At 52.0% G+C, this 21,627-nt stretch carries 14 protein-coding genes; 7 read left to right on the top strand and 7 right to left on the bottom strand.

The window, feature by feature from the left end:
• Positions 1–6: 6 nt before the first annotated feature.
• The 4 genes from AWQ24_RS05935 (at position 7) to AWQ24_RS05920 (ending at position 12,840) form a co-directional block, all read left to right on the top strand.
• A complete protein-coding gene (locus AWQ24_RS05935; RefSeq protein WP_083993502.1) occupies positions 7–906 on the top strand; it encodes an alpha/beta fold hydrolase in 900 nt (299 codons plus the stop codon).
• Positions 907–1,102: 196 nt separating this feature from the next.
• Entirely contained in the window at positions 1,103–9,265 is an 8,163-nt protein-coding gene (gene ols / locus AWQ24_RS05930) for a fatty-acyl-[ACP] elongase/decarboxylase Ols (protein WP_065716260.1), read from the top strand.
• A gap of 187 nt (positions 9,266–9,452) precedes the next feature.
• Entirely contained in the window at positions 9,453–11,369 is a 1,917-nt protein-coding gene (gene dxs / locus AWQ24_RS05925; RefSeq protein WP_062433464.1) for a 1-deoxy-D-xylulose-5-phosphate synthase, read from the top strand.
• 139 nt (positions 11,370–11,508) lie between these two features.
• Complete coding sequence (locus tag AWQ24_RS05920; protein ID WP_065716259.1) at positions 11,509–12,840, top strand: CmpA/NrtA family ABC transporter substrate-binding protein; 1,332 nt, start codon at positions 11,509–11,511, stop codon at positions 12,838–12,840.
• Between the two features lie 2 nt (positions 12,841–12,842).
• Here the strand turns inward: AWQ24_RS05920 and mnmE are convergent, their stop codons facing one another.
• The 4 genes from mnmE to AWQ24_RS05900 all read right to left on the bottom strand — a co-directional run bounded on the left by mnmE (position 12,843) and on the right by AWQ24_RS05900 (position 17,044).
• Entirely contained in the window at positions 12,843–14,225 is a 1,383-nt protein-coding gene (mnmE, locus tag AWQ24_RS05915; protein WP_065716258.1) for a tRNA uridine-5-carboxymethylaminomethyl(34) synthesis GTPase MnmE, read from the bottom strand.
• Positions 14,226–14,228: 3 nt separating this feature from the next.
• Complete coding sequence (locus tag AWQ24_RS05910; RefSeq protein ID WP_065716257.1) at positions 14,229–14,693, bottom strand: single-stranded DNA-binding protein; 465 nt, start codon at positions 14,691–14,693, stop codon at positions 14,229–14,231.
• A 67-nt stretch (positions 14,694–14,760) separates the two neighbouring features.
• A complete protein-coding gene (locus AWQ24_RS05905; RefSeq protein ID WP_012306790.1) occupies positions 14,761–15,294 on the bottom strand; it encodes a hypothetical protein in 534 nt (177 codons plus the stop codon).
• A gap of 163 nt (positions 15,295–15,457) precedes the next feature.
• A complete protein-coding gene (locus tag AWQ24_RS05900; RefSeq protein WP_065716256.1) occupies positions 15,458–17,044 on the bottom strand; it encodes a hypothetical protein in 1,587 nt (528 codons plus the stop codon).
• Between the two features lie 191 nt (positions 17,045–17,235).
• Between AWQ24_RS05900 and ispF the strand changes: the two genes are divergently transcribed.
• From ispF to AWQ24_RS05890, 3 genes are read left to right on the top strand one after another with little or no spacing between them, the layout of a single operon-like run.
• Positions 17,236–17,715: a 2-C-methyl-D-erythritol 2,4-cyclodiphosphate synthase gene (ispF, locus tag AWQ24_RS05895; protein WP_012306788.1), complete on the top strand. Its 480-nt coding sequence runs from the start codon at positions 17,236–17,238 to the stop codon at positions 17,713–17,715.
• A gap of 10 nt (positions 17,716–17,725) precedes the next feature.
• Entirely contained in the window at positions 17,726–17,911 is a 186-nt protein-coding gene (locus AWQ24_RS15895; RefSeq protein WP_071819463.1) for a type II toxin-antitoxin system HicA family toxin, read from the top strand.
• Between the two features lie 10 nt (positions 17,912–17,921).
• Positions 17,922–18,137, top strand: a complete 216-nt coding sequence (locus AWQ24_RS05890; RefSeq protein WP_232318881.1) for a type II toxin-antitoxin system HicB family antitoxin — start codon at positions 17,922–17,924, stop codon at positions 18,135–18,137.
• Positions 18,138–18,214: 77 nt separating this feature from the next.
• Here AWQ24_RS05890 and AWQ24_RS05885 read toward each other — a convergent pair whose 3' ends face one another.
• The 3 genes from AWQ24_RS05885 to AWQ24_RS05875 form a co-directional block, all read right to left on the bottom strand.
• The gene (locus AWQ24_RS05885; RefSeq protein ID WP_012306786.1) at positions 18,215–18,814 is read right to left on the bottom strand and encodes a heme-copper oxidase subunit III; all 600 of its coding nucleotides are present in this window, start codon (positions 18,812–18,814) and stop codon (positions 18,215–18,217) included.
• Between the two features lie 13 nt (positions 18,815–18,827).
• The gene (gene ctaD, locus AWQ24_RS05880) at positions 18,828–20,474 is read right to left on the bottom strand and encodes a cytochrome c oxidase subunit I (RefSeq protein ID WP_065716254.1); all 1,647 of its coding nucleotides are present in this window, start codon (positions 20,472–20,474) and stop codon (positions 18,828–18,830) included.
• 84 nt (positions 20,475–20,558) lie between these two features.
• Positions 20,559–21,554, bottom strand: coding sequence for a cytochrome c oxidase subunit II (locus tag AWQ24_RS05875; protein WP_062436555.1), 996 nt, complete (start codon positions 21,552–21,554; stop codon positions 20,559–20,561).
• Between the last annotated feature and the right edge of the window lie 73 nt (positions 21,555–21,627).

The raw sequence follows: 21,627 nt of genomic DNA, 5'->3' as shown, positions 1-21,627 counted from the left end.
CTCACCATGACCATTACTTCCCCCGCTCATCCCCATACCGATTACAGCTGGCAATGGCACGGCTTCAGTATTAACTATCGTCAGTGGGGCACCCAGGGGCCGCCCGTTCTTTTCGTCCATGGCTTTGGGGCCTCGGCCGGTCATTGGCGCAAAAATCTTCCGGTTTTAGGGGAACAGTACCGCTGCTATGCCATCGACTTACTGGGCTTTGGGAAATCGGCAAAACCCCAACCGGAGGTTGAAGCGGACTACACTTTTGAAACTTGGGCCACCCAGATTAAGGCGTTCTGTGCTGAAATCATTGGTGAACCGGCTTTTCTAGTTGGTAATTCCATTGGTTGTGTCGTTGTCATGCAGGCGGCTGTGTCCTATCCCCACTGGGTGCGGGGGGTCGTGGCACTCAATTTTTCCCTGCGGCTGTTCCATGAGCGCAATCTTTTAAAAGCACCTTTTTATCAACGCTGGGGCGTTCCCCTCTTCCAAAAACTCTTGACCCAAACCCCCCTCGGTTCCTTGTTCTTTAAGCAATTGGCCCAGCCGAAAACAATCCGCAAAATTTTAGCCCAGGCCTACCGAGACAAAGCAGCGATTACCGATGAGTTGGTGGAGCTGATCCTGACCCCCGCCCAAGACCCAGGGGCTGCGGCGGTTTTCCTGGCCTTTACGAGTTATTCCCAGGGGCCACTCCCGGACGACCTGCTGCCCCAGTTGCATTGCCCCACGGCAGTTTTATGGGGAACAGCCGATCCATGGGAACCGGTTGATCTGGGCCGTGCCCTTGTCGCCCAATATCCTCAGATTGAGTTTATTCCCCTCGATAATGTCGGCCATTGCCCCCAAGATGAAGCTCCGGCATTAGTCAACGGCTATTTACTCGATTGGTTAGGGCGACAACAGTCAGCGTAGCCTGGGGCTTTTACACTCAAATCAGTTGAAACCAGGCCCTCCATAATCGAAGGCACGGCTGATTTTGGGAGGATTTACCGTGGGGAGGGAACTCACGGTTTAATATGGTTAACTAGGCTATAGCCCGTGGGTATTCGTAAAAATTGCTAGGATACGGAGTCCAGAATTTCCATTCACAGGAGTTGCTAAGGCATACATGGTTGGTCAATTTGCAAATTTCGTCGATCTGCTCCAGTACAGAGCTAAACTTCAGGCGCGGAAAACCGTGTTTAGTTTTCTGGCTGATGGCGAAGCGGAATCTGCGGCCCTGACCTACGGAGAATTAGACCAAAAAGCCCAGGCGATCGCCGCTTTTTTGCAAGCTAACCAGGCTCAAGGGCAACGGGCATTATTACTTTATCCACCGGGTTTAGAGTTTATCGGTGCCTTTTTGGGATGTTTGTATGCTGGTGTTGTTGCGGTGCCAGCTTACCCACCACGGCCGAATAAATCCTTTGACCGCCTCCATAGCATTATCCAAGATGCCCAGGCAAAATTTGCCCTCACCACAACAGAACTTAAAGATAAAATTGCCGATCGCCTCGAAGCTTTAGAAGGTACGGATTTTCATTGTTTGGCTACAGATCAAGTTGAATTAATTTCAGGAAAAAATTGGCAAAAACCGAACATTTCCGGCACAGATCTCGCTTTTTTGCAATACACCAGTGGCTCCACGGGCGATCCTAAAGGAGTGATGGTTTCCCACCACAATTTGATCCACAACTCCGGCTTGATTAACCAAGGATTCCAGGATACAGAGGCGAGTATGGGCGTTTCCTGGTTGCCGCCCTACCATGATATGGGCTTGATCGGTGGGATTTTACAGCCCATCTATGTGGGAGCAACGCAAATTTTAATGCCTCCCGTGGCCTTTTTGCAGCGACCTTTTCGGTGGCTAAAGGCGATCAACGATTATCGGGTTTCCACCAGCGGTGCGCCGAATTTTGCCTATGATCTCTGTGCCAGCCAAATTACCCCGGAACAAATCAGAGAACTCGATTTGAGCTGTTGGCGACTGGCTTTTTCCGGGGCCGAACCGATCCGCGCTGTGACCCTCGAAAATTTTGCGAAAACCTTCGCTACAGCAGGCTTTCAAAAATCAGCATTTTATCCCTGTTATGGTATGGCTGAAACCACCCTGATCGTTTCCGGTGGTAATGGTCGTGCCCAGCTTCCCCAGGAAATTATCGTCAGCAAACAGGGCATCGAAGCAAACCAAGTTCGCCCTGCCCAAGGGACAGAAACAACGGTGACCTTGGTCGGCAGTGGTGAAGTGATTGGCGACCAAATTGTCAAAATTGTTGACCCCCAGGCTTTAACAGAATGTACCGTCGGTGAAATTGGCGAAGTATGGGTTAAGGGCGAAAGTGTTGCCCAGGGCTATTGGCAAAAACCAGACCTCACCCAGCAACAATTTCAGGGAAACGTTGGTGCAGAAACGGGCTTTTTACGCACGGGCGATCTGGGTTTTTTGCAAGGTGGCGAACTGTACATTACGGGCCGTTTAAAGGATCTCCTGATTATCCGGGGGCGCAACCACTATCCCCAGGACATTGAATTAACCGTCGAAGTGGCCCATCCCGCTTTACGACAGGGAGCCGGAGCCGCAGTATCAGTAGACGTTGACGGGGAAGAACAGCTAGTCATTGTCCAGGAAGTGGAGCGTAAATATGCTCGCAAATTAAATGTCGCGGCAGTGGCCCAAGCTATTCGTGGGGCGATCGCCGCCGAACATCAACTGCAACCCCAGGCCATTTGTTTTATTAAACCCGGTAGCATTCCCAAAACATCCAGCGGGAAGATTCGTCGCCATGCCTGCAAAGCTGGTTTTCTAGACGGAAGCTTGGCTGTGGTTGGGGAGTGGCAACCCAGCCACCAAAAAGAAGGAAAAGGAATTGGGACACAAGCCGTTACCCCTTCTACGACAACATCAACGAATTTTCCCCAGCCTGACCAGCACCAACAGCAAATTGAAGCCTGGCTTAAGGATAATATTGCCCATCGCCTCGGCATTACGCCCCAACAATTAGACGAAACGGAACCCTTTGCCAGTTATGGGCTGGATTCGGTACAAGCAGTACAGGTCACAGCCGACTTAGAGGATTGGCTAGGTCGAAAATTAGACCCCACCCTGGCCTATGATTATCCGACCATTCGCACCCTGGCTCAGTTTTTGGTTCAGGGTAATCAAGCGCTAGAGAAAATACCACAGGTGCCGAAAATTCAGGGCAAAGAAATTGCCGTGGTGGGTCTCAGTTGTCGTTTTCCCCAAGCCGACAACCCCGAAGCTTTTTGGGAATTATTACGTCAAGGTAAAGATGGAGTTCGCCCCCTTAAAACTCGCTGGGCCACGGGAGAATGGGGTGGTTTTTTAGAAAATATTGACCAGTTTGAGCCGCAATTTTTTGGCATTTCCCCCCGGGAAGCGGAACAAATGGATCCCCAGCAACGCTTACTGTTAGAAGTAACCTGGGAAGCCTTGGAACGGGCAAATATTCCGGCAGAAAGTTTACGCCATTCCCAAACGGGGGTTTTTGTCGGTATTAGTAATAGTGATTATGCCCAGTTGCAGGTGCGGGAAAACAATCCGATCAATCCCTACATGGGGACGGGCAACGCCCACAGTATTGCTGCGAATCGTCTGTCTTATTTCCTCGATCTCCGGGGCGTTTCTCTGAGCATCGATACAGCCTGTTCCTCTTCTCTGGTGGCGGTTCATTTGGCCTGTCAAAGTTTAATCAATGGCGAATCGGAGTTGGCGATCGCCGCCGGGGTGAATTTGATTTTGACCCCCGATGTGACCCAGACTTTTACCCAGGCGGGCATGATGAGTGCAACGGGCCGCTGCCAGACCTTTGATGCCGAGGCTGATGGCTATGTGCGGGGCGAAGGTTGTGGGGTCGTCCTCCTCAAACCCCTGGCCCAGGCAGAACGGGACGGAGATAATATTCTCGCGGTGATTCACGGTTCGGCGGTGAATCAAGATGGACGCAGTAACGGTTTGACGGCTCCCAACGGGCGATCGCAACAGGCCGTTATTCGCCAAGCCCTGGCCCAAGCCGGTATTACCGCCGCCGATTTAGCTTACCTGGAAGCCCATGGCACCGGCACCCCCCTGGGTGATCCCATTGAAATTAATTCCCTGAAGGCGGTTTTACAAACGGCGCAGCGGGAACAGCCCTGTGTGGTGGGTTCCGTGAAAACAAACATTGGTCACCTCGAGGCAGCGGCGGGCATCGCGGGCTTAATCAAGGTGATTTTGTCCCTGGAGCATGGGATGATTCCCCAACATTTGCATTTTAAACAGCTCAATCCCCGCATTGATCTAGACGGTTTAGTGACCATTGCGAGCAAAGATCAGCCTTGGTCAGGCGGGTCACAAAAACGGTTTGCTGGGGTAAGTTCCTTTGGGTTTGGTGGCACCAATGCCCACGTGATTGTGGGGGACTATACTCAACAAAAATCTCCCCTTGCTACCCCGGTTACCCAAGACCGCCCTTGGCATCTGCTGACCCTTTCTGCTAAAAATGCCCAGGCCTTAAATGCCCTGCAAAAAAGCTATGGAGACTATCTAGCCCAACATCCCAGCGTTGACCCTCGCGATCTCTGTTTGTCTGCCAATACCGGGCGATCGCCCCTCAAGGAACGTCGTTTTTTTGTCTTTAAACAAGTCGCCGATTTACAACAAACTCTCAATCAAGATTTTCTGGCTCAATCTCGCCTCAGTTCTCCCGCAAAAATTGCCTTTTTGTTTACGGGGCAAGGTTCCCAATACTACGGCATGGGACAACAACTGTACCAAACCAGCCCAGTATTTCGGCAGGTGCTGGATGAGTGCGATCGCCTCTGGCAGACCTATTCCCCCGAAGCCCCTGCCCTCACCGACCTGCTATACGGCGACCATAACCCTGACCTCGTCCACGAAACCGTCTATACCCAGCCCCTGCTCTTTGCCGTTGAATATGCGATCGCCCAACTATGGTTAAGCTGGGGCGTGACGCCAGACTTTTGCATGGGCCATAGCGTCGGCGAATATGTCGCGGCCTGTCTGGCGGGGGTATTTTCCCTGGCAGACGGCATGAAATTAATTACGGCCCGGGGCAAACTGATGCACGCCCTACCCAGCAATGGCAGTATGGCGGCGGTCTTTGCCGATAAAACGGTCATTAAACCCTACCTATCGGAGCATTTAACCGTCGGAGCCGAAAACGGTTCCCATTTGGTGCTATCAGGAAAGACCCCCTGCCTCGAAGCCAGTATTCACAAACTCCAAAGCCAAGGGATCAAAACCAAACCCCTCAAGGTTTCCCATGCTTTCCACTCCCCTTTGATGGCCCCCATGCTGGCAGAGTTTCGGGAAATTGCTGAACAAATTACTTTCCACCCGCCGCGTATCCCGCTCATTTCCAATGTCACGGGCGGCCAGATTGAAGCGGAAATTGCCCAGGCCGACTATTGGGTTAAGCACGTTTCGCAACCCGTCAAATTTGTCCAGAGCATCCAAACCCTGGCCCAAGCGGGTGTCAATGTTTATCTCGAAATCGGCGTAAAACCAGTGCTCCTGAGTATGGGACGCCATTGCTTAGCTGAACAAGAAGCGGTTTGGTTGCCCAGTTTACGTCCCCATAGTGAGCCTTGGCCGGAAATTTTGACCAGTCTCGGCAAACTGTATGAGCAAGGGCTAAACATTGACTGGCAGACCGTGGAAGCTGGCGATCGCTGCCGGAAACTGATCCTGCCCACCTATCCCTTCCAACGGCAGCGGTATTGGTTTAATCAAGGCTCTTGGCAAACGGTTGAGACCGAACCTGTACACCCAGCCCCTGACGATCTCAATGATTGGTTGTATCAGGTGGCGTGGATGCCCCTGGACACTTTCCCCCCGGCCCCTGAACCGTCGGCTAAGCTGTGGTTAATCTTGGGAGATCGCCATGATCACCAGCCCATTGAAGCCCAATTTAAAAACGCCCAGCGGGTGTATCTCGGCCAAAGCAATCATTTTCCGACGAATGCCCCCTGGGAAGTATCTGCCGATGCGTTGGATAATTTATTTACTCACGTCGGCTCCCAAAATTTAGCAGGCATCCTTTACCTGTGTCCCCCAGGGGAAGACCCAGAAGACCTAGATGAAATTCAAAAGCAAACCAGTGGCTTCGCCCTCCAACTGATCCAAACCCTGTATCAACAAAAGATCGCGGTTCCCTGCTGGTTTGTGACCCACCAGAGCCAACGGGTGCTTGAAACCGATGCTGTCACCGGATTTGCCCAAGGGGGATTATGGGGACTCGCCCAGGCGATCGCCCTCGAACATCCAGAGTTGTGGGGGGGAATTATTGATGTCGATGACAGCCTGCCAAATTTTGCCCAGATTTGCCAACAAAGACAGGTGCAGCAGTTGGCCGTGCGGCACCAAAAACTCTACGGGGCACAGCTCAAAAAGCAACCGTCACTGCCCCAGAAAAATCTCCAGATTCAACCCCAACAGACCTATCTAGTGACAGGGGGACTGGGGGCCATTGGCCGTAAAATTGCCCAATGGCTAGCCGCAGCAGGAGCAGAAAAAGTAATTCTCGTCAGCCGGCGCGCTCCGGCAGCGGATCAGCAGACGTTACCGACCAATGCGGTGGTTTATCCTTGCGATTTAGCCGACGCAGCCCAGGTGGCAAAGCTGTTTCAAACCTATCCCCACATCAAAGGAATTTTCCATGCGGCGGGTACCTTAGCTGATGGTTTGCTGCAACAACAAACTTGGCAAAAGTTCCAGACCGTCGCCGCCGCCAAAATGAAAGGGACATGGCATCTGCACCGCCATAGTCAAAAGCTCGATCTGGATTTTTTTGTGTTGTTTTCCTCTGTGGCAGGGGTGCTCGGTTCACCGGGACAGGGGAATTATGCTGCCGCAAACCGCGGCATGGCGGCGATCGCCCAATATCGACAGGCCCAAGGTTTACCCGCCCTGGCGATCCATTGGGGGCCTTGGGCCGAAGGGGGGATGGCCAACTCCCTCAGCAACCAAAATTTAGCGTGGCTGCCGCCGCCCCAGGGACTAACAATCCTCGAAAAGGTCTTAGGCGCCCAGGGGGAAATGGGGGTCTTTAAACCGGACTGGCAAAACCTGGCCAAACAGTTCCCCGAATTTGCCAAAACCCATTACTTTGCCGCTGTTATTCCCTCTGCTGAGGCTGCGTCCCCAACGGCTTCAATTTTTGACAAATTAATCAACCTAGAAGCTTCTCAGCGGGCTGACTATCTGCTGGATTATCTGCGGCGGTCCGTGGCGCAAATCCTCAAGTTAGAAATTGACCAAATTCACAGCCACGATAGTTTGTTGGATCTGGGTATGGATTCGCTGATGATCATGGAGGCGATCGCCAGCCTCAAGCAGGATTTGCAACTGATGTTGTACCCCAGGGAAATCTACGAGCGGCCCAGACTGGATGTGTTGACGGCCTATCTAGCGGCGGAATTCACCAAGGCCCATGATTCCAAAGCAGCAACGGCGACAGCAGCGATTCCCTCCCAAAGCCTTTCGGTCAAAACGAAAAAACCGTGGCAAAAACCTGACCACAAAAACCCGAATCCCATTGCCTTTATCCTCTCTAGCCCCCGGTCGGGTTCGACGTTGCTGCGGGTGATGTTAGCTGGACATCCGGGGCTATATTCGCCCCCAGAGCTGCATTTGCTCCCCTTTGAAACCATGGGCGATCGCCACCAGGAATTGGGTCTATCCCACCTCGGCGAAGGGTTACAACGGGCCTTAATGGATCTAGAAAACCTCACCCCAGAGGCAAGCCAGGCGAAGGTCAACCAGTGGGTCGAAGCGAATACCCCCATTGCCGAAATCTATGCCTATCTCCAACGGCGAGCAGGACAGCGTTTACTCATTGACAAATCTCCGAGCTACGGCAGTGATCGCCACATCCTAGACCACAGCGAAATCCTCTTTGATCAGGCCAAATATATCCATCTGGTACGCCATCCCTACGCGGTGATTGAATCCTTTACCCGACTGCGGATGGATAAACTGCTGGGGGCCGAGCAACAGAACCCCTACGCCCTCGCGGAGTCTATTTGGCGCACCAGCAACCGCAATATTCTAGACCTAGGTCGCACGGTCGCTACGGATCGATATCTCCAGGTGATTTACGAAGATCTCGTTCGTGACCCCCGCCAAGTTTTGACAAATATTTGTGATTTCCTGGGGGTTGATTTTGACGAAGCCCTCCTTAATCCCTACAGCGGCGATCGCCTCACCGATGGCCTCCACCAACAATCCATGGGCGTCGGGGATCCCAATTTCCTCCAGCACAAAACCATTGATCCGGCCCTTGCCGACAAATGGCGCTCGATTACCCTGCCCGCTGCTCTCCAGCCGGATACAATCCAGTTGGCCGAAACGTTTGCTTACGATCTCCCCCAGGAACCCCAGCTAACGACCCAGAGCCAATCCTTGCCCTCCATGGTGGAGCGGTTCGTGACCGTGCGCGGTTTAGAAACCTGTCTCTGTGAGTGGGGCGATCGCCACCAACCATTAGTACTGCTCCTCCACGGCATTCTTGAACAGGGGGCCTCCTGGCAACTCATCGCGCCCCAGTTGGCGGCCCAGGGCTATTGGGTTGTGGCCCCAGACCTACGCGGTCACGGCAAATCCGCCCATGCCCAGTCCTACAGCATGCTCAATTTTTTGGCTGACGTAGATGCCCTTGCTAAACAATTAGGCGATCGCCCCTTTACCTTGGTGGGCCACTCCATGGGTTCCATCATCGGTGCCATGTATGCAGGCATTCGCCAAACCCAGGTAGAAAAGTTGATCCTCGTTGAAACCATTGTCCCCAACGACATCGACGACGCTGAAACCGGTAATCACCTGACGACCCATCTCGATTACCTCGCCGCGCCCCCCCAGCACCCGATCTTCCCCAGCCTAGAAGTGGCCGCCCGTCGCCTCCGCCAAGCCACGCCCCAACTCCCCAAAGATCTTTCGGCGTTCCTCACCCAGCGCAGCACCAAACCCGTCGAAAAAGGTGTGCAATGGCGTTGGGATGCCTTCCTCCGGACCCGGGCGGGCATCGAATTTAATGGCATTAGCCGGCGACGTTACCTGGCCCTGCTCAAAGATATCCAAGCGCCGATCACCCTCATCTATGGCGATCAGAGTGAATTTAACCGCCCCGCTGATCTCCAGGCGATCCAAGCGGCTCTCCCCCAAGCTCAACGTTTGACGGTTGCCGGCGGCCATAATCTCCATTTTGAAAATCCCCAGGCGATCGCCCAAATTGTTTATCAACAACTCCAGACCCCTGTACCCAAAACACAATAAAAAATATTGCAAAGTGCAGTCCGAAAACCCGTAAATATTAGATCCTAAACATCTATGGAACCTTGACCAAGATTCCCACACAACCCCACGGGATCATCCAGACTAACCGGGATCTTCTGATTAAAATTGTTAGACCTGATATCCTGAGAACTAGACCCCTTTATAAGATCGCTCTCTAGAAACACCCATGCACCTGAGTGAAATTACCCATCCGAACCAACTCCACGGCTTGACCGTCCGTCAGTTGGAAGAGATTGCCCGGCAAATTCGCGAAAAACACCTCCAGACGATTGCCGCAAGTGGTGGCCACCTCGGCCCTGGTTTAGGGGTGGTTGAACTAACCCTCGCCCTCTACCAAACCCTTGATCTCGATCGCGACAAGGTGGTGTGGGATGTCGGTCATCAGGCTTACCCTCATAAGTTGATCACTGGACGCTACAACGAATTCCACACCCTCCGGCAAAAAGATGGGGTAGCTGGCTACCTTAAGCGCAGTGAAAATGTGTTTGATCATTTTGGTGCTGGCCATGCCTCGACCAGTATTTCCGCAGCCCTAGGGATGGCATTGGCACGGGATGCCAAGGGAGAAGATTTTAAATGTGTGGCAGTCATTGGTGATGGTGCCTTGACCGGTGGCATGGCCCTCGAAGCCATCAACCATGCAGGTCATTTACCCGACACCAACTTGATGGTGGTTCTCAATGACAATGAAATGTCTATTTCCCCGAATGTAGGAGCCATCTCGCGATACCTCAACAAAGTTCGCCTCAGTGATCCCGTTCAGTTTTTGACCGATAACCTCGAAGAACAGGTTAAGCACCTCCCGTTCCTTGGGGACTCCCTCACCCCAGAGATGGAACGGCTCAAGGACAGCATGAAACGCTTGGCTGTCTCAAAAGTTGGCGCCGTCATCGAAGAATTAGGCTTTAAATATTTTGGCCCCGTGGATGGCCACAACCTCGAAGAGCTGATCCGCACCTTTAAACAGGCCCACAAGGCTAAAGGTCCGACCCTCGTCCACGTCGCCACAGTTAAAGGCAAAGGTTATGCGATCGCCGAAAAAGATCAAGTGGGCTACCATGCCCAGAAACCCTTTGACTTGGCCACAGGCAAGGCTTTCCCCTCGAAGAAACCAACCCCACCGAGCTATTCCAAGGTCTTTGCCCATGCCCTGACCACCCTCGCTGAAAACAATCCCAAAATTGTCGGGATTACAGCGGCGATGGCCACTGGTACCGGGTTAGATAAGCTCCAACAGAAATTACCAAAACAGTACATCGACGTCGGCATCGCCGAACAACACGCCGTTACCCTAGCAGCGGGCCTCGCCTGTGAAGGGATGCGGCCAGTGGTGGCGATTTACTCGACCTTCCTGCAACGGGCCTACGACCAAATCATCCATGATGTCTGTATTCAAAAGTTACCAGTCTTTTTCTGCCTTGACCGGGCGGGCATCGTCGGTGCTGACGGGCCGACCCACCAGGGGATGTATGACATTGCCTATCTCCGCCTGATTCCCAATATTGTGGTGATGGCACCCAAGGATGAAGCTGAACTGCAACGGATGCTCGTCACCGGTATTGAATACACGGACGGGGCGATCGCCATGCGGTATCCCAGGGGGAGTGGCATTGGCGCACCGTTAATGGAAGACGGCTGGGAACCCCTGCCCATCGGTAAAGGAGAAATCCTGCGCAATGGTGACGACATTCTCCTGATCGGCTATGGTGCCATGGTGCACTCGACCCTCCAGGTGGCCGAAATTCTCAGTGAACACGGCATTAGCGCCACGGTGATCAACGCCCGTTTTGTGAAACCCCTGGACTCTGAACTCATTGCGCCCCTCGCCAAGCAAATTGGTAAAGTGGCCACCTTTGAAGAGGGTTGCTTAATGGGTGGTTTTGGGTCTGCGGTCTGTGAAGCGCTCCAGGATCATGATGTACTGGTTCCCGTAAAACGCTTTGGCATTGGAGATGTACTCGTGGATCATGCAACTCCAGCGGAATCAAAAGCGGCCCACGGGTTGACCCCAGCCCAGATGGCTGAATCCATTCGGGCGGCATTTTTCCAGAAAGATGCCGCCAAGACAACCACCACCGTTTAAGCAAAATTGACTGTGCTTTGACTTTGATCCCCAGTGCTCCTCGCTGCCCTGGGGATTTTTTGATGGTGGAACCGTCACAGAAAATTGCGATCGCCAAACCGAACCCGTAAAATTTGGGAGCCTCCCTGTATTTTTGCCTATGAAACGCCGCCACCTGCTCAAATACGGAACCTTTGCTGCCTGGGGTTATGGTCTCACTGCTTGCAATCGACTCCCAGATACCGTTCGTCTGCCAGGAAGATCTGCGAAGCAAGCTAACTTAGAATCAACTCCGCCGGTATTAGATCTGAGTGCCCCGGAAAAGCAAACCCTCACCCTGGGTTATGTGCCAGACTTGGCGATCGCCCCCTGGCTGATGGCCCTCACCCAAGGCTTTTTTGAGCAGTATGGCCTGGAAGTTGAGCTGTATCCCCAGGTGGATCAACAGGCCGTGGAGCAGGGGCTACTAGAATCGCGTTTTGATGCGGCAATTACCTCTTTTTCGACACCACTGATTTATCAGCTCAAAAGTCCTAGGGTTGATCTAGTCGCGTTGATGCAGATCCATCGCCACGGCGGTGTTTTTTGTGGCCGCCAACAGACCTGGGTTGATAATATTCGTTCTGGCATCGACTATGCGAATTTTGCAGAATTTGCGGCGGCCTACCGGGACTATGTGCGGGCTTTACCGGAAAAAACCTTTGGGGTAGACCACGACTACAGCACAACGGCTTATCTTTATCGCTATTGGTGGGCGGCCCTGGGTTTCCATCCAGATCGAGATTTAGAATTGGTGACTTTTGCGCCCACGGAGTTGCGTCATAAATTGCAGGCAGGGTTGATCCAAGGTTACTGCAGCCAAGAACCTTGGGGACAAGAGGCGATCGCCACCGATTCTGGTTTTATCCAATATCTCTCAGGGGATATTTGGCAGGGCCATCCGGGGCCGGTGATTACCACCAGTGCAGGCTGGCTAGAAGAAAACCCAAATACAGCTAAGGCTCTCATTGCCGCCACCCTCCAGGGTTGCCAATATTGCCAAGATCCCACCAACGCGGCTACCATTGGCCCTCTCCTAGCCAGTAACCTTGACCTTGATCCCGCCGCCCTCACCGCCCTCTTCAGTGGCCAATATTTCTACGGGGGAGACGGCGATCGCCCCATTGCCCGGCGGGATAGTCCCATTTGGTTCGATCAAGGGCGACGGATTACGGCCCCCGACCAGGCTAATTATTGCTGGCAATCCCATGGCCTGTGGCTCCTCACCCAGATGGTTCGCTGGCGACATTTTGAGCTGCGGCAATATCCTCAAAATGCCCGTGAATTGGTGGCAACAGCCTATCCCTCGGAACCCTACGGGGCGATCGCCCAGGGATTTGGGTTACGTTTACCGCCTGAGTCTTTTAAGTCAGAGATTCACTTCATCGATCAACGGGCTTTTTTGCCGAACCAAGGGGCCAGCTATCTCAACCAGTTTAAAATCCGCACCTGACCCTATTTCCCGATACAAAAACGGCTAAAGATCCGATCCAAAACCGATTCAGTCACCCCTTCGCCGGTAATTTCCCCTAGGGCCTGGATCGCACTGCGTAGATCGATTGTCCAAAAGTCCAGGGGCAGCCCTTGGGCAATAGTTTCTCGTACTTGGATGAGGGCCTGTTGCGCCTGGGTTAAGGCTGCGGCTTGCCGTTGATTAATCGCAAAATCGAGAGCGGCGGCTCCCACTTTTCCCGCTTGCACCAAATTGGCGATCGCCGTTTCCAATTCATCCACACCCTCATGTTGGGCTGCCGCTGTTTTGACGACCCCTTGTACTTGGGGCGGAATTTCAATGGCTTCTGGTTGGCCAATATCAATTTTATTGAGGATCAAAATTAAGGGTTGATTGGCTTTTGTGGCCACAATTCGCTGAAAAATTTCTTGATCTGCCGCTGTCCATCCCACCGCCGCATCGATGGTAAACAAAATCAAATCCGCCTGCTGGGAAGCGGCGAGGGAACGGGCAACACCAATTTTTTCGACGGCATCCTCTGTATCCCGGATGCCCGCCGTATCCAATACCTGTACCGGGATACCCTGCACCACAAGCTGGGACTCTACCACATCCCGCGTTGTCCCTGGTAAATCCGTGACGATGGCGCGATCGCTGCGACTCCAGGCATTTAACAGACTCGATTTCCCCACATTGGGACGGCCCACAATCGCTACCTTTAACCCCGTGCGCAATAGTTCGCCCCGGTCAGAGGTCTGGAGAATTTGTGCCACTTTTTCGAGCACCTGGGTCAGATCCCGCTGAATTTGCGGCTCATCGAGGGGAGGTAAATCGTCTTCAAAATCAATGCGGGCTTCCACTTCCGCCAAAATATCTAAACATTGACCCCGGAGTTGTTGGATCGGTTGGGCCAGTTTCCCTTGGATGCCTGCTAGGGCCACTTGGGCCGATTGGGGTGATTTTGCCCCCACCAATTCCGCGACACTTTCGGCCTGGGTGAGATCAATGCGACCATTCAAAAAAGCGCGGAGGGTAAATTCTCCTGGCGTCGCCAACCGCGCCCCAGCCCCCAAACAAAGCTGTAGCACCTGCTGCACGGGAATAATGCCCCCATGGCAGTGGAACTCCACCACATCTTCAGCAGTGAAGGAACGGGGGGCCAGCATCAGCAGGAGCAGCGCTTCATCGACAATCGTTTGGGTTTGGGGATGACGGACATAGCCGTACAGAATGCGGTGACTCTCCCAGGTCTGCTGACCAGGGGCTTGAAAGAGTTGACGGGCAATGGGGAGAGCCGCTGCGCCAGATAGACGGACAATGCCAATGCTGCCTTGGTTTGGGACGACGGCACTGGCGATCGCCACAATGGTATCGCCTAGGTTCACAGTCTAAAACGGGATGTCATCGAGGTTCGGTTCCGGTTCGCTGGGAGCCGGGGCAGGATTAGGAGCGGGAGCCATGGGGTTGATGGGCACCACATTACTGGGGGTAACGGGTGAAGTCGAAGCAGAAGGGGTCATGGTCGTTCCAGGAGAGGTGGAGCCTAGACCAGCACCAATAGCTTGGATTTGCGAAATCACCAACTCTGCCTTCTTTTCTTTAAAGCCTTCGGGTCGTTCGATGGTGTTCATCGTCAGTCGTCCCGTCAAGATCACTTGATCACCGTCGTGGTAATTTTGCTGGATGTCTTGGCTGAGGTTATCGCCCCAACCTACAGCCTTGAGTCGGCAAGCGGGGTCTCCCTCCCGGAGCGCCGGAAATTCGATGGTGATCTGAGCCAGGGGGGTATTGTCGGGGGTATAGCGCAGTTCTGGTTCCCCTAGGATGCGCGCCATTAATACACAACTATTCATTTTGTCTCGGTTGGCGATCGCCTAATATACGGTTCAATTGTACTTTTTTAAAGCCACAGGTTGCCGTTTAGAAGCGGAGACCTAACCCTCCTTGGAGCGCAACGGCCTTTTCATTTTTACCTTCATAGGCATCAAAGGCAAACACCGCATTGGTAAAGAGCACCGTGTTGCCATTGGGTAGTGCATAATCAAGTCCCGGTTGAATCACCAAGGTGTTTCGATCGCCGACGGGGGAAGGGTTGTTTCCGGTTGCGAAGGAATAACCAGCACCCACATAGGCATCGAGTTGCCAGGTTAGGGGCACATCATAGGAAATGGTCGGCACAATGGCGGTACTACCAGAACCGATAAAGGCTTGGGTCCGGAGGGAAATAGGTAATTTCAGAAACTTATAACGGGCAGCAAGCACGGCACTCAATTGCTGTCCCTCACCGTTCCAGTCGGAGGAAACGCCAACGCTCGCCCCAGCACCCACATAGCTACCATAGGCGGCCTGGGCCTGGGCTGTGGATTGGTAAATCGCGCCAGTGAGTCCTGTTAGTAAAGTCGTGGCGATCGCCAAGTGACTTAAATGCTGTCGGCCGATGCAAGCAAGGCTCATGTTTATACTCCTCAAAACCAGGGGACGGAAATTGTCCAGAATTGCTGCTATTTTAAGGTAAATTTTAGCTTTCTACCACAGAGTTTCGGGGGCGCAAAGGACTTATTAGGGGCCGTTACTAGGTTGAGTAAATATTATTTGTCCAAATGATTTCGTCTAAAACTTAGGCTAAAGATTCAACGTTTTCTAAAACAACAATGCCCGGTTGAACCAATTCCCAAAGATTGTCTTGATCTGTGGTGGCAATGCGAGCGGGTTTGAGTAATTTAATCGTCTGTAAATCCGGCTTTTGGTTACCGTAGCAGATAAAAGTTTGCTGGAAAAAAGCGTAATTGTCAGGGGTAATTTTAAGCTGGGCGCGGGGCACAAGGTAATACTGATTTTGCACTTCGATGGCCCAATAGTCCCCTTGGTCATCGGTTTGGAATAATAACCCGCTCAGGAAATTTTCAGTTTCTCCGTCAGTTTCGGGATCTTGGGTCACAGGCGGTTGGACAGCCAAGGCGATCGCCTCTGGGGCCAGGCCCATGGCATCGGCATTATAGGTTTCCACTAGGGCATCGTAGACATTGAGAAATTGCACCGGAAAATCAGCGTCTGTGTCTGTATCAATTTCTGTTTCTACGGGGTTCGGATCTAGGTGATCGAGCGTTTGTGAAGCTGGATTGAATGCTTCTGGGTCGTCTAGGGTGTTCGCGGCTAGGGGCTGTGAATGCGGTGTTTTGCTGAGGGGAATAGTGGCGGGTTGGGTTGTTACTGGCGGCGGGGCGATCGCCGCAAAATTTTCCTTGGGCGAAAGATCGTAGGTGTTTTGGAGTCGCTTGATAAGCTTTGCTTCTAGCCGATCAAGATCCAAGGAATCCGGTTCCGCATCCGGGAAATAGCGATTGACAGGCGAAGCTGCTGGGGTCGGTTTCCGTAGATAAAACAGGGCAAGGGTCGCGGTGCCTAACAGAAGGAGCAGCCCCAGGAGAAAATTGGTGGTACGCAGGCGTTGTCGCAGGCGCTGATTATCCCGCTGGAGGGTTTGGATCATTGCCGAAAAAGTCGTGCCATCATCCACAACGGTATTTTCCAGGCTTAGGCTCGTGTAGAGATAATCAATCGAGGTGGCCAGATCCGGGGCGATCGCCCCTTGGGTTGTGGTTTCATTCAGGGTTTTGAGGGTTTCGCTGAGGTCACTTAACTGTTGTGCAAGATATTCTTCGAGTTCCGTTTGGGTAACGCTACCGTAGAAACCATAGTCCGCTTCACTGAGGTTGCGCCGTTCAAAAAAATCTAAAAATTCCTGGAGCCGCTGGATCGTTTCCGGATTAAAGCCATCCGTAAAGGGTTCAATCAGGTTGGCGAGATTATTGAGCTGCTGATCAAGGTTGGCGATCGCCGTTGCTAAAGCTTCCCGTTGGGCCGGGTCTTGAATCGTTGCCAGTTGCCCTTCCAGCAACCGGATCTGTTCTTGGAGTTGTTGCAGGCCAGCCCGATCATTCCGAAAAATTTCTGCATCGAAGGCCGCTGTCCCAGTGTTGAGCGCCGCCAAATTGTCAGGGAACTCTTCTAGTTCAGGCCGGAGACCAACAAAACCTTGGTTTAATAACCACAACTCCGCAAGGAATGAACGCCCTTGGGTAGTGGAGGTGGCTTCTTGGGCAAAGGTTGGAGGTATTAGGACAGGTGAGAGCAGTGCCGATCCGCCTGTGCCCAGCAGTAAACTCCCCAGGATTAAACTGTGCCAGCCTTGCCTCATTGCCATACTTTTTTCCTGCGATAGGATTCTTGAACCAAAAAAATTGTGCTCAGAATGTGTGAACTTACTTAAGGTGATTCTAAGGCAGCTTTCCCCCAGAAATTAGCTTAGCCTCAGAAATTTATCGCCGTCACACCCAGAAAATAAAAAGAGATATGCTACCCTAACCAGTGACTTTATGCCCGCCCCTAACTCCTATGAAAATCCGCATTGGTAACGGTTACGATGTCCACCGTCTCGTGCCTGGTCGTCCCCTCATTTTGGGAGGCATTCAGCTAGAACACCACCTCGGCTTAGATGGCCATAGCGACGCAGATGTTTTGACCCATGCGATTATGGATGCGATGTTGGGTGCCCTCAGTTTGGGGGATATTGGCCATTATTTTCCGCCTACGGATCCCCAGTGGAAAGGGGCTGACAGCATTGAATTGCTCAAGCAGGTACATCAACTCATCCAAGAACGGGGCTGGCAAATTGGCAATATTGACTCGGTGATTGTCGCTGAACGCCCGAAACTGAAATCGCACATCCAAGCCATGACTCAATGTCTTGCTGAAGCCCTGGGAGTTGATCCAGATCAGGTGGGTGTTAAGGCCACAACCAATGAAAAACTAGATGCCATGGGTGAGGAAAAGGGAATTTGTGTCCATGCTGTCGCCCTGTTAGTGCAAGTATGAGTCATGGATAATGAAAGTTAAAGAAATTATCAAACTTATAGAACAAGATGGTTGGAGCCTCACTAGAACTCGCGGAAGTCACCGTCAGTACAAGCATCCAACTAAACTAGGATTAGTAACAGTTGCAGGAAAATTCAGCGATGAACTAGCTCCTGGAACCCAAAATAGTATTCTCAAACAAGCTGGTTTAAAGTAATAAAGTAGAAATGATGCGCTATCTAATCGTCATCGAAAAAACCGATACGGGTTATTCAGCTTATTCTCCAGATTTATCTGGTTGTGTCGCAACAGGGGCAACAGAAGTTGAAGTGACGCAAAATATGCAAGAGGCGATCACCTTTCACCTTGAAGGATTGCAATTAGAAGGCTTAGAAATTCCACAGCCTTCTGTTTCTTCTGCCTATGTTGAAATTGCAGCGTGAAAAATAAATGCAGCAACAAAAAAGAGGAGACATTATTGGCCTCCTCTTTTTAAGGATTGATTTAAGAAATAAAGCTATTACAGCAGATAGACAAGGCCGAACAGGATAATCCAGACCACATCCACAAAGTGCCAGTAGAGTTCCGCTGCTTCGACACCAAAATGGGCTTGGCCACTGTAATGACCGGCTTCGCGCGATCGCCACAACACTGCCAAGGTAAATAACAGCCCTGCCGTCACGTGGAGACCGTGGAACCCCGTCAGCACATAGAAACAACTGCCAAACAGATGCTCCGTGAGGCCAAACTCCATGTGGGCATATTCATAGACCTGGCCACCGAGGAAGACCGCCCCCATCAATGCCGTAATCCCGAACCATAGCTGCAAACCTTTAACATCGTCGTTTTTGATCGCGCTTTGGCCCTTGTGCATCACAAAGCTACTGCTGACCAGGATGATCGTATTCACCGTGGGCACGAGCAATTCTAATTCCTTTGTGAAACCAGGCATCGTCGCCTTATAAATCAAAAAAGCGGCGAACAGCCCCAGGAAAATCATACTTTCTGCGACTAGAAACATCACGAGGCCAAACATCCGGTAGTCAGGATGACCATGGTGTTCCGTCGGAGGCGTTTGATAATCGGTGGCGATCGCCGTATTGGTGGTTGAACTTTGCATTTTTGCGACTCCTCTAACTCATTTCTGCCACTTCAGCGAGCATCTCTTCAATGGAATCCTCATCTCTGGGTTCTCCATCAATGCCATATTCATAGGGGCCAGCCCAAAGGACGGGTGGCTCATCAAAGTTTTCGATACTCGGCGGTGAGGTCGTTTGCCATTCCAGGGTGAGAGCACGCCACGGATTCCGTCCGGCCGCTTTCCCATTGACTAACCCCAAGATGATTGAGACCAAAAACGGCAACGTTGATAACGCCAAAATGTAAGACCCTAGGGTACAAACTTGGTTTAGGGGCTGGAACTGGGGATCATAGAGGGCAATGCGGCGGTTCATCCCCTGGAGACCCAGATAGTGCATCGGCAAAAAGGTCATGTTAAAGCCGATAAAGGTCATCGCAAAGTGAATTTTGCCCCAGGTTTCGTTGTACATTTTGCCCGTCATTTTCGGGAACCAGTGGTATACCGCCCCAAAGAGGGCAAAGACAGAGCCACCGAAGAGGACATAGTGGAAGTGACCCACGACGAAATAGGTGTCATGGACATGGATATCAAAGGGAGCTGCTGCCAACATCACCCCTGTTAAACCGCCAATCAGGAAAGACGAAAGAAATCCAATGGCGAAGAGTAACGCGGAGTTGAGTTGTAACTTGCCACCCCAGAGGGTCGCACACCAGCTAAAGATCTTGATCCCCGTCGGTACGGCTACGAGCATCGTTGTTGCCATAAAGAACATCCGCAGCCAGCCAGGGGTGCCACTGGTAAACATGTGGTGCGCCCAGACGATTAAACCGAGAAAGCTAATTGCTAAACCGGAGTAGGCGATCGCCCGATAGCCAAAGATTGGTTTGCGGGAGTGGACTGGGAGAATTTCTGAAATGACCCCAAAGAAGGGGAGCACCATAATGTACACTGCCGGGTGGGAATAGAACCAAAAGAGGTGCTGATACACAATCGGATCGCCACCGCCCGTGGGGTTAAAAAAAGCTGTGCCTGCCATCAGGTCAAAGGACAGCAAGATCAAAGCTGCGGCCAAGACCGGAGTCGAGAGCAAAATTAACGCCGAAGTCGCCAACATCGCCCAACAAAACAGCGGCATACTGTGGATGTCCATATCCGGGGCGCGCATCTTAAAAATCGTGGTGACAAAATTAATCGCCCCCAAAATCGAAGCCGTCCCCAAAATCAGCAGACATAAAATCCAGAGTTCTTCGCCCCACTTTCCAGAGATCAAACTCAAGGGCGGATAGGACGTCCAACCCGCCTGGGGTGCGCCTACAAAGAAGCTCAGAATCAGAAGAATACCGCCGACGGGCTGCATCCAAAAGGCCACGGCATTTAACCGAGGGAAAGCCATATCATCCGCACCGATCATCAGCGGGATCAAGTAATTGGCAAAGGCGGCTCCGGCGGGCACAATCCACAAGAAGATCATGATCGTGCCGTGCATCGTAAACATTTGGTTATAGACTTCGGGGGAAACAAAGTCTGGGTCTGGGGTCGCAAGTTCTGTGCGGACAATCTCTGCTAATGCACCACCAATGAAGTAAAACAAGAAAGCCGTAACGAGATATTGAATCCCGATTACTTTGTGGTCAGTACAAAAGGTGAAGTAGTCCGTCCATTTGCGATCGCCCGCATGGTGTATTGTCGCGTCACTCATGGTTGATCGTTGATTAGTTATCGTGCGTTTACTAAAAAATTAGTTACAGGTTTAGTTGGTTTAATTGTTGGAAAAAGCCTGACCTTATTGGGCCATCGACATCATTCCCAAAGGATTATGGGGAATCTGCTCTAGGGTATTTTCAATAATCCCCATCTCCTCGGCGTAGGCCTGGAGAAATTCTGCATCGGTTAAGGCCGTAGAATCGACGGGTAGCGGTTGACCCTCGCCATCTTGCAGCGCCACTGTGCGCGACTGCACCCATTGGTCATAACCCTCTGCCGTTTCAACGGTCATCGTAGTTTTCATGCCGCCATGGTAAGAGCCGCACAATTCTGCACAAATCACCGGGTAGGTGCCTTCTCGGTTGGCCACAAAGCTCAATTGTGAAACCTGGCCGGGCATCACATCTTGTTTAATGCGAAATTCTGGGAGCCAGAAAGCATGGATCACATCCGCCGCTTTCATATTGAGTTGAATCGGACGATCCACAGGCACATGGAGATCCCCGGAGACAATGCCCGTATCGGGGTAGGTGAAAATCCAGGCGTATTGCAGGCCATTCACGTCAACCACTAAAGGATCTTCATCATTGGCCGACATGGATTTACCAATGCCAATGGCAATTTTAGAATCTGGTTCCATTGCCACCATGTTGTCCATGGTATTGGGGTTATGTTGATGATGGTGGGCCATGGTCATACCGCCCCCAGAAACCATCGGGTCGAGGCCGCCCATTTTGTTATAGATTTCAAAGCTATAGATCGCCAAGATAAAGACGATGACGGTGGGGATCGCTGTCCAGACAATCTCTAGGGGAACATTGCCTTCGATCGCCGGGCCATCGGTTAAATCCCCCTGTTTGCGGCGAAATCGAATTAGACAAATCACCAAAACCCCTTCAATCAAGATAAAAAGACCAGTGGCAATGGTCATCATCAGATTAAACAATTCATCGACATCATTGGCGTCGGCGGAGGCGGCAACGGGTAGTAAACCATGGTTTTGACCGTACCAGAGACTGATGAGGGTAATGGCAATTCCAGCGATCAAGGTCGTGATGCTATTGGGAATATTCACGGGAAATGTTGGAGCTTTTTTGGAATAACTGCTGGTTACCACGTTAAAACAAACTGTTTGGAAATGCCTTTGG

Source organism: Picosynechococcus sp. PCC 8807, assembly GCF_001693295.1.
GTDB lineage: Bacteria > Cyanobacteriota > Cyanobacteriia > Cyanobacteriales > MRBY01 > MRBY01.
This window is presented reverse-complemented; position numbering and strand designations above follow the sequence as displayed.

Excerpts from the sequence above, each read along its gene's own strand:
- AWQ24_RS05935 (WP_083993502.1), top strand. The coding sequence starts at position 7 with ATGACCATTACTTCCCCCGCTCATCCCCATACCGATTACAGCTGGCAA.
- ols (WP_065716260.1), top strand. The coding sequence starts at position 1,103 with ATGGTTGGTCAATTTGCAAATTTCGTCGATCTGCTCCAGTACAGAGCT.
- dxs (WP_062433464.1), top strand. The coding sequence starts at position 9,453 with ATGCACCTGAGTGAAATTACCCATCCGAACCAACTCCACGGCTTGACC.
- AWQ24_RS05920 (WP_065716259.1), top strand. The coding sequence starts at position 11,509 with ATGAAACGCCGCCACCTGCTCAAATACGGAACCTTTGCTGCCTGGGGT.
- AWQ24_RS05910 (WP_065716257.1), bottom strand. The coding sequence starts at position 14,693 with ATGAATAGTTGTGTATTAATGGCGCGCATCCTAGGGGAACCAGAACTG.
- AWQ24_RS05905 (WP_012306790.1), bottom strand. The coding sequence starts at position 15,294 with ATGAGCCTTGCTTGCATCGGCCGACAGCATTTAAGTCACTTGGCGATC.
- AWQ24_RS05900 (WP_065716256.1), bottom strand. The coding sequence starts at position 17,044 with ATGGCAATGAGGCAAGGCTGGCACAGTTTAATCCTGGGGAGTTTACTG.
- ispF (WP_012306788.1), top strand. The coding sequence starts at position 17,236 with ATGAAAATCCGCATTGGTAACGGTTACGATGTCCACCGTCTCGTGCCT.
- AWQ24_RS15895 (WP_071819463.1), top strand. The coding sequence starts at position 17,726 with ATGAAAGTTAAAGAAATTATCAAACTTATAGAACAAGATGGTTGGAGC.
- AWQ24_RS05890 (WP_232318881.1), top strand. The coding sequence starts at position 17,922 with ATGATGCGCTATCTAATCGTCATCGAAAAAACCGATACGGGTTATTCA.
- AWQ24_RS05885 (WP_012306786.1), bottom strand. The coding sequence starts at position 18,814 with ATGCAAAGTTCAACCACCAATACGGCGATCGCCACCGATTATCAAACG.
- ctaD (WP_065716254.1), bottom strand. The coding sequence starts at position 20,474 with ATGAGTGACGCGACAATACACCATGCGGGCGATCGCAAATGGACGGAC.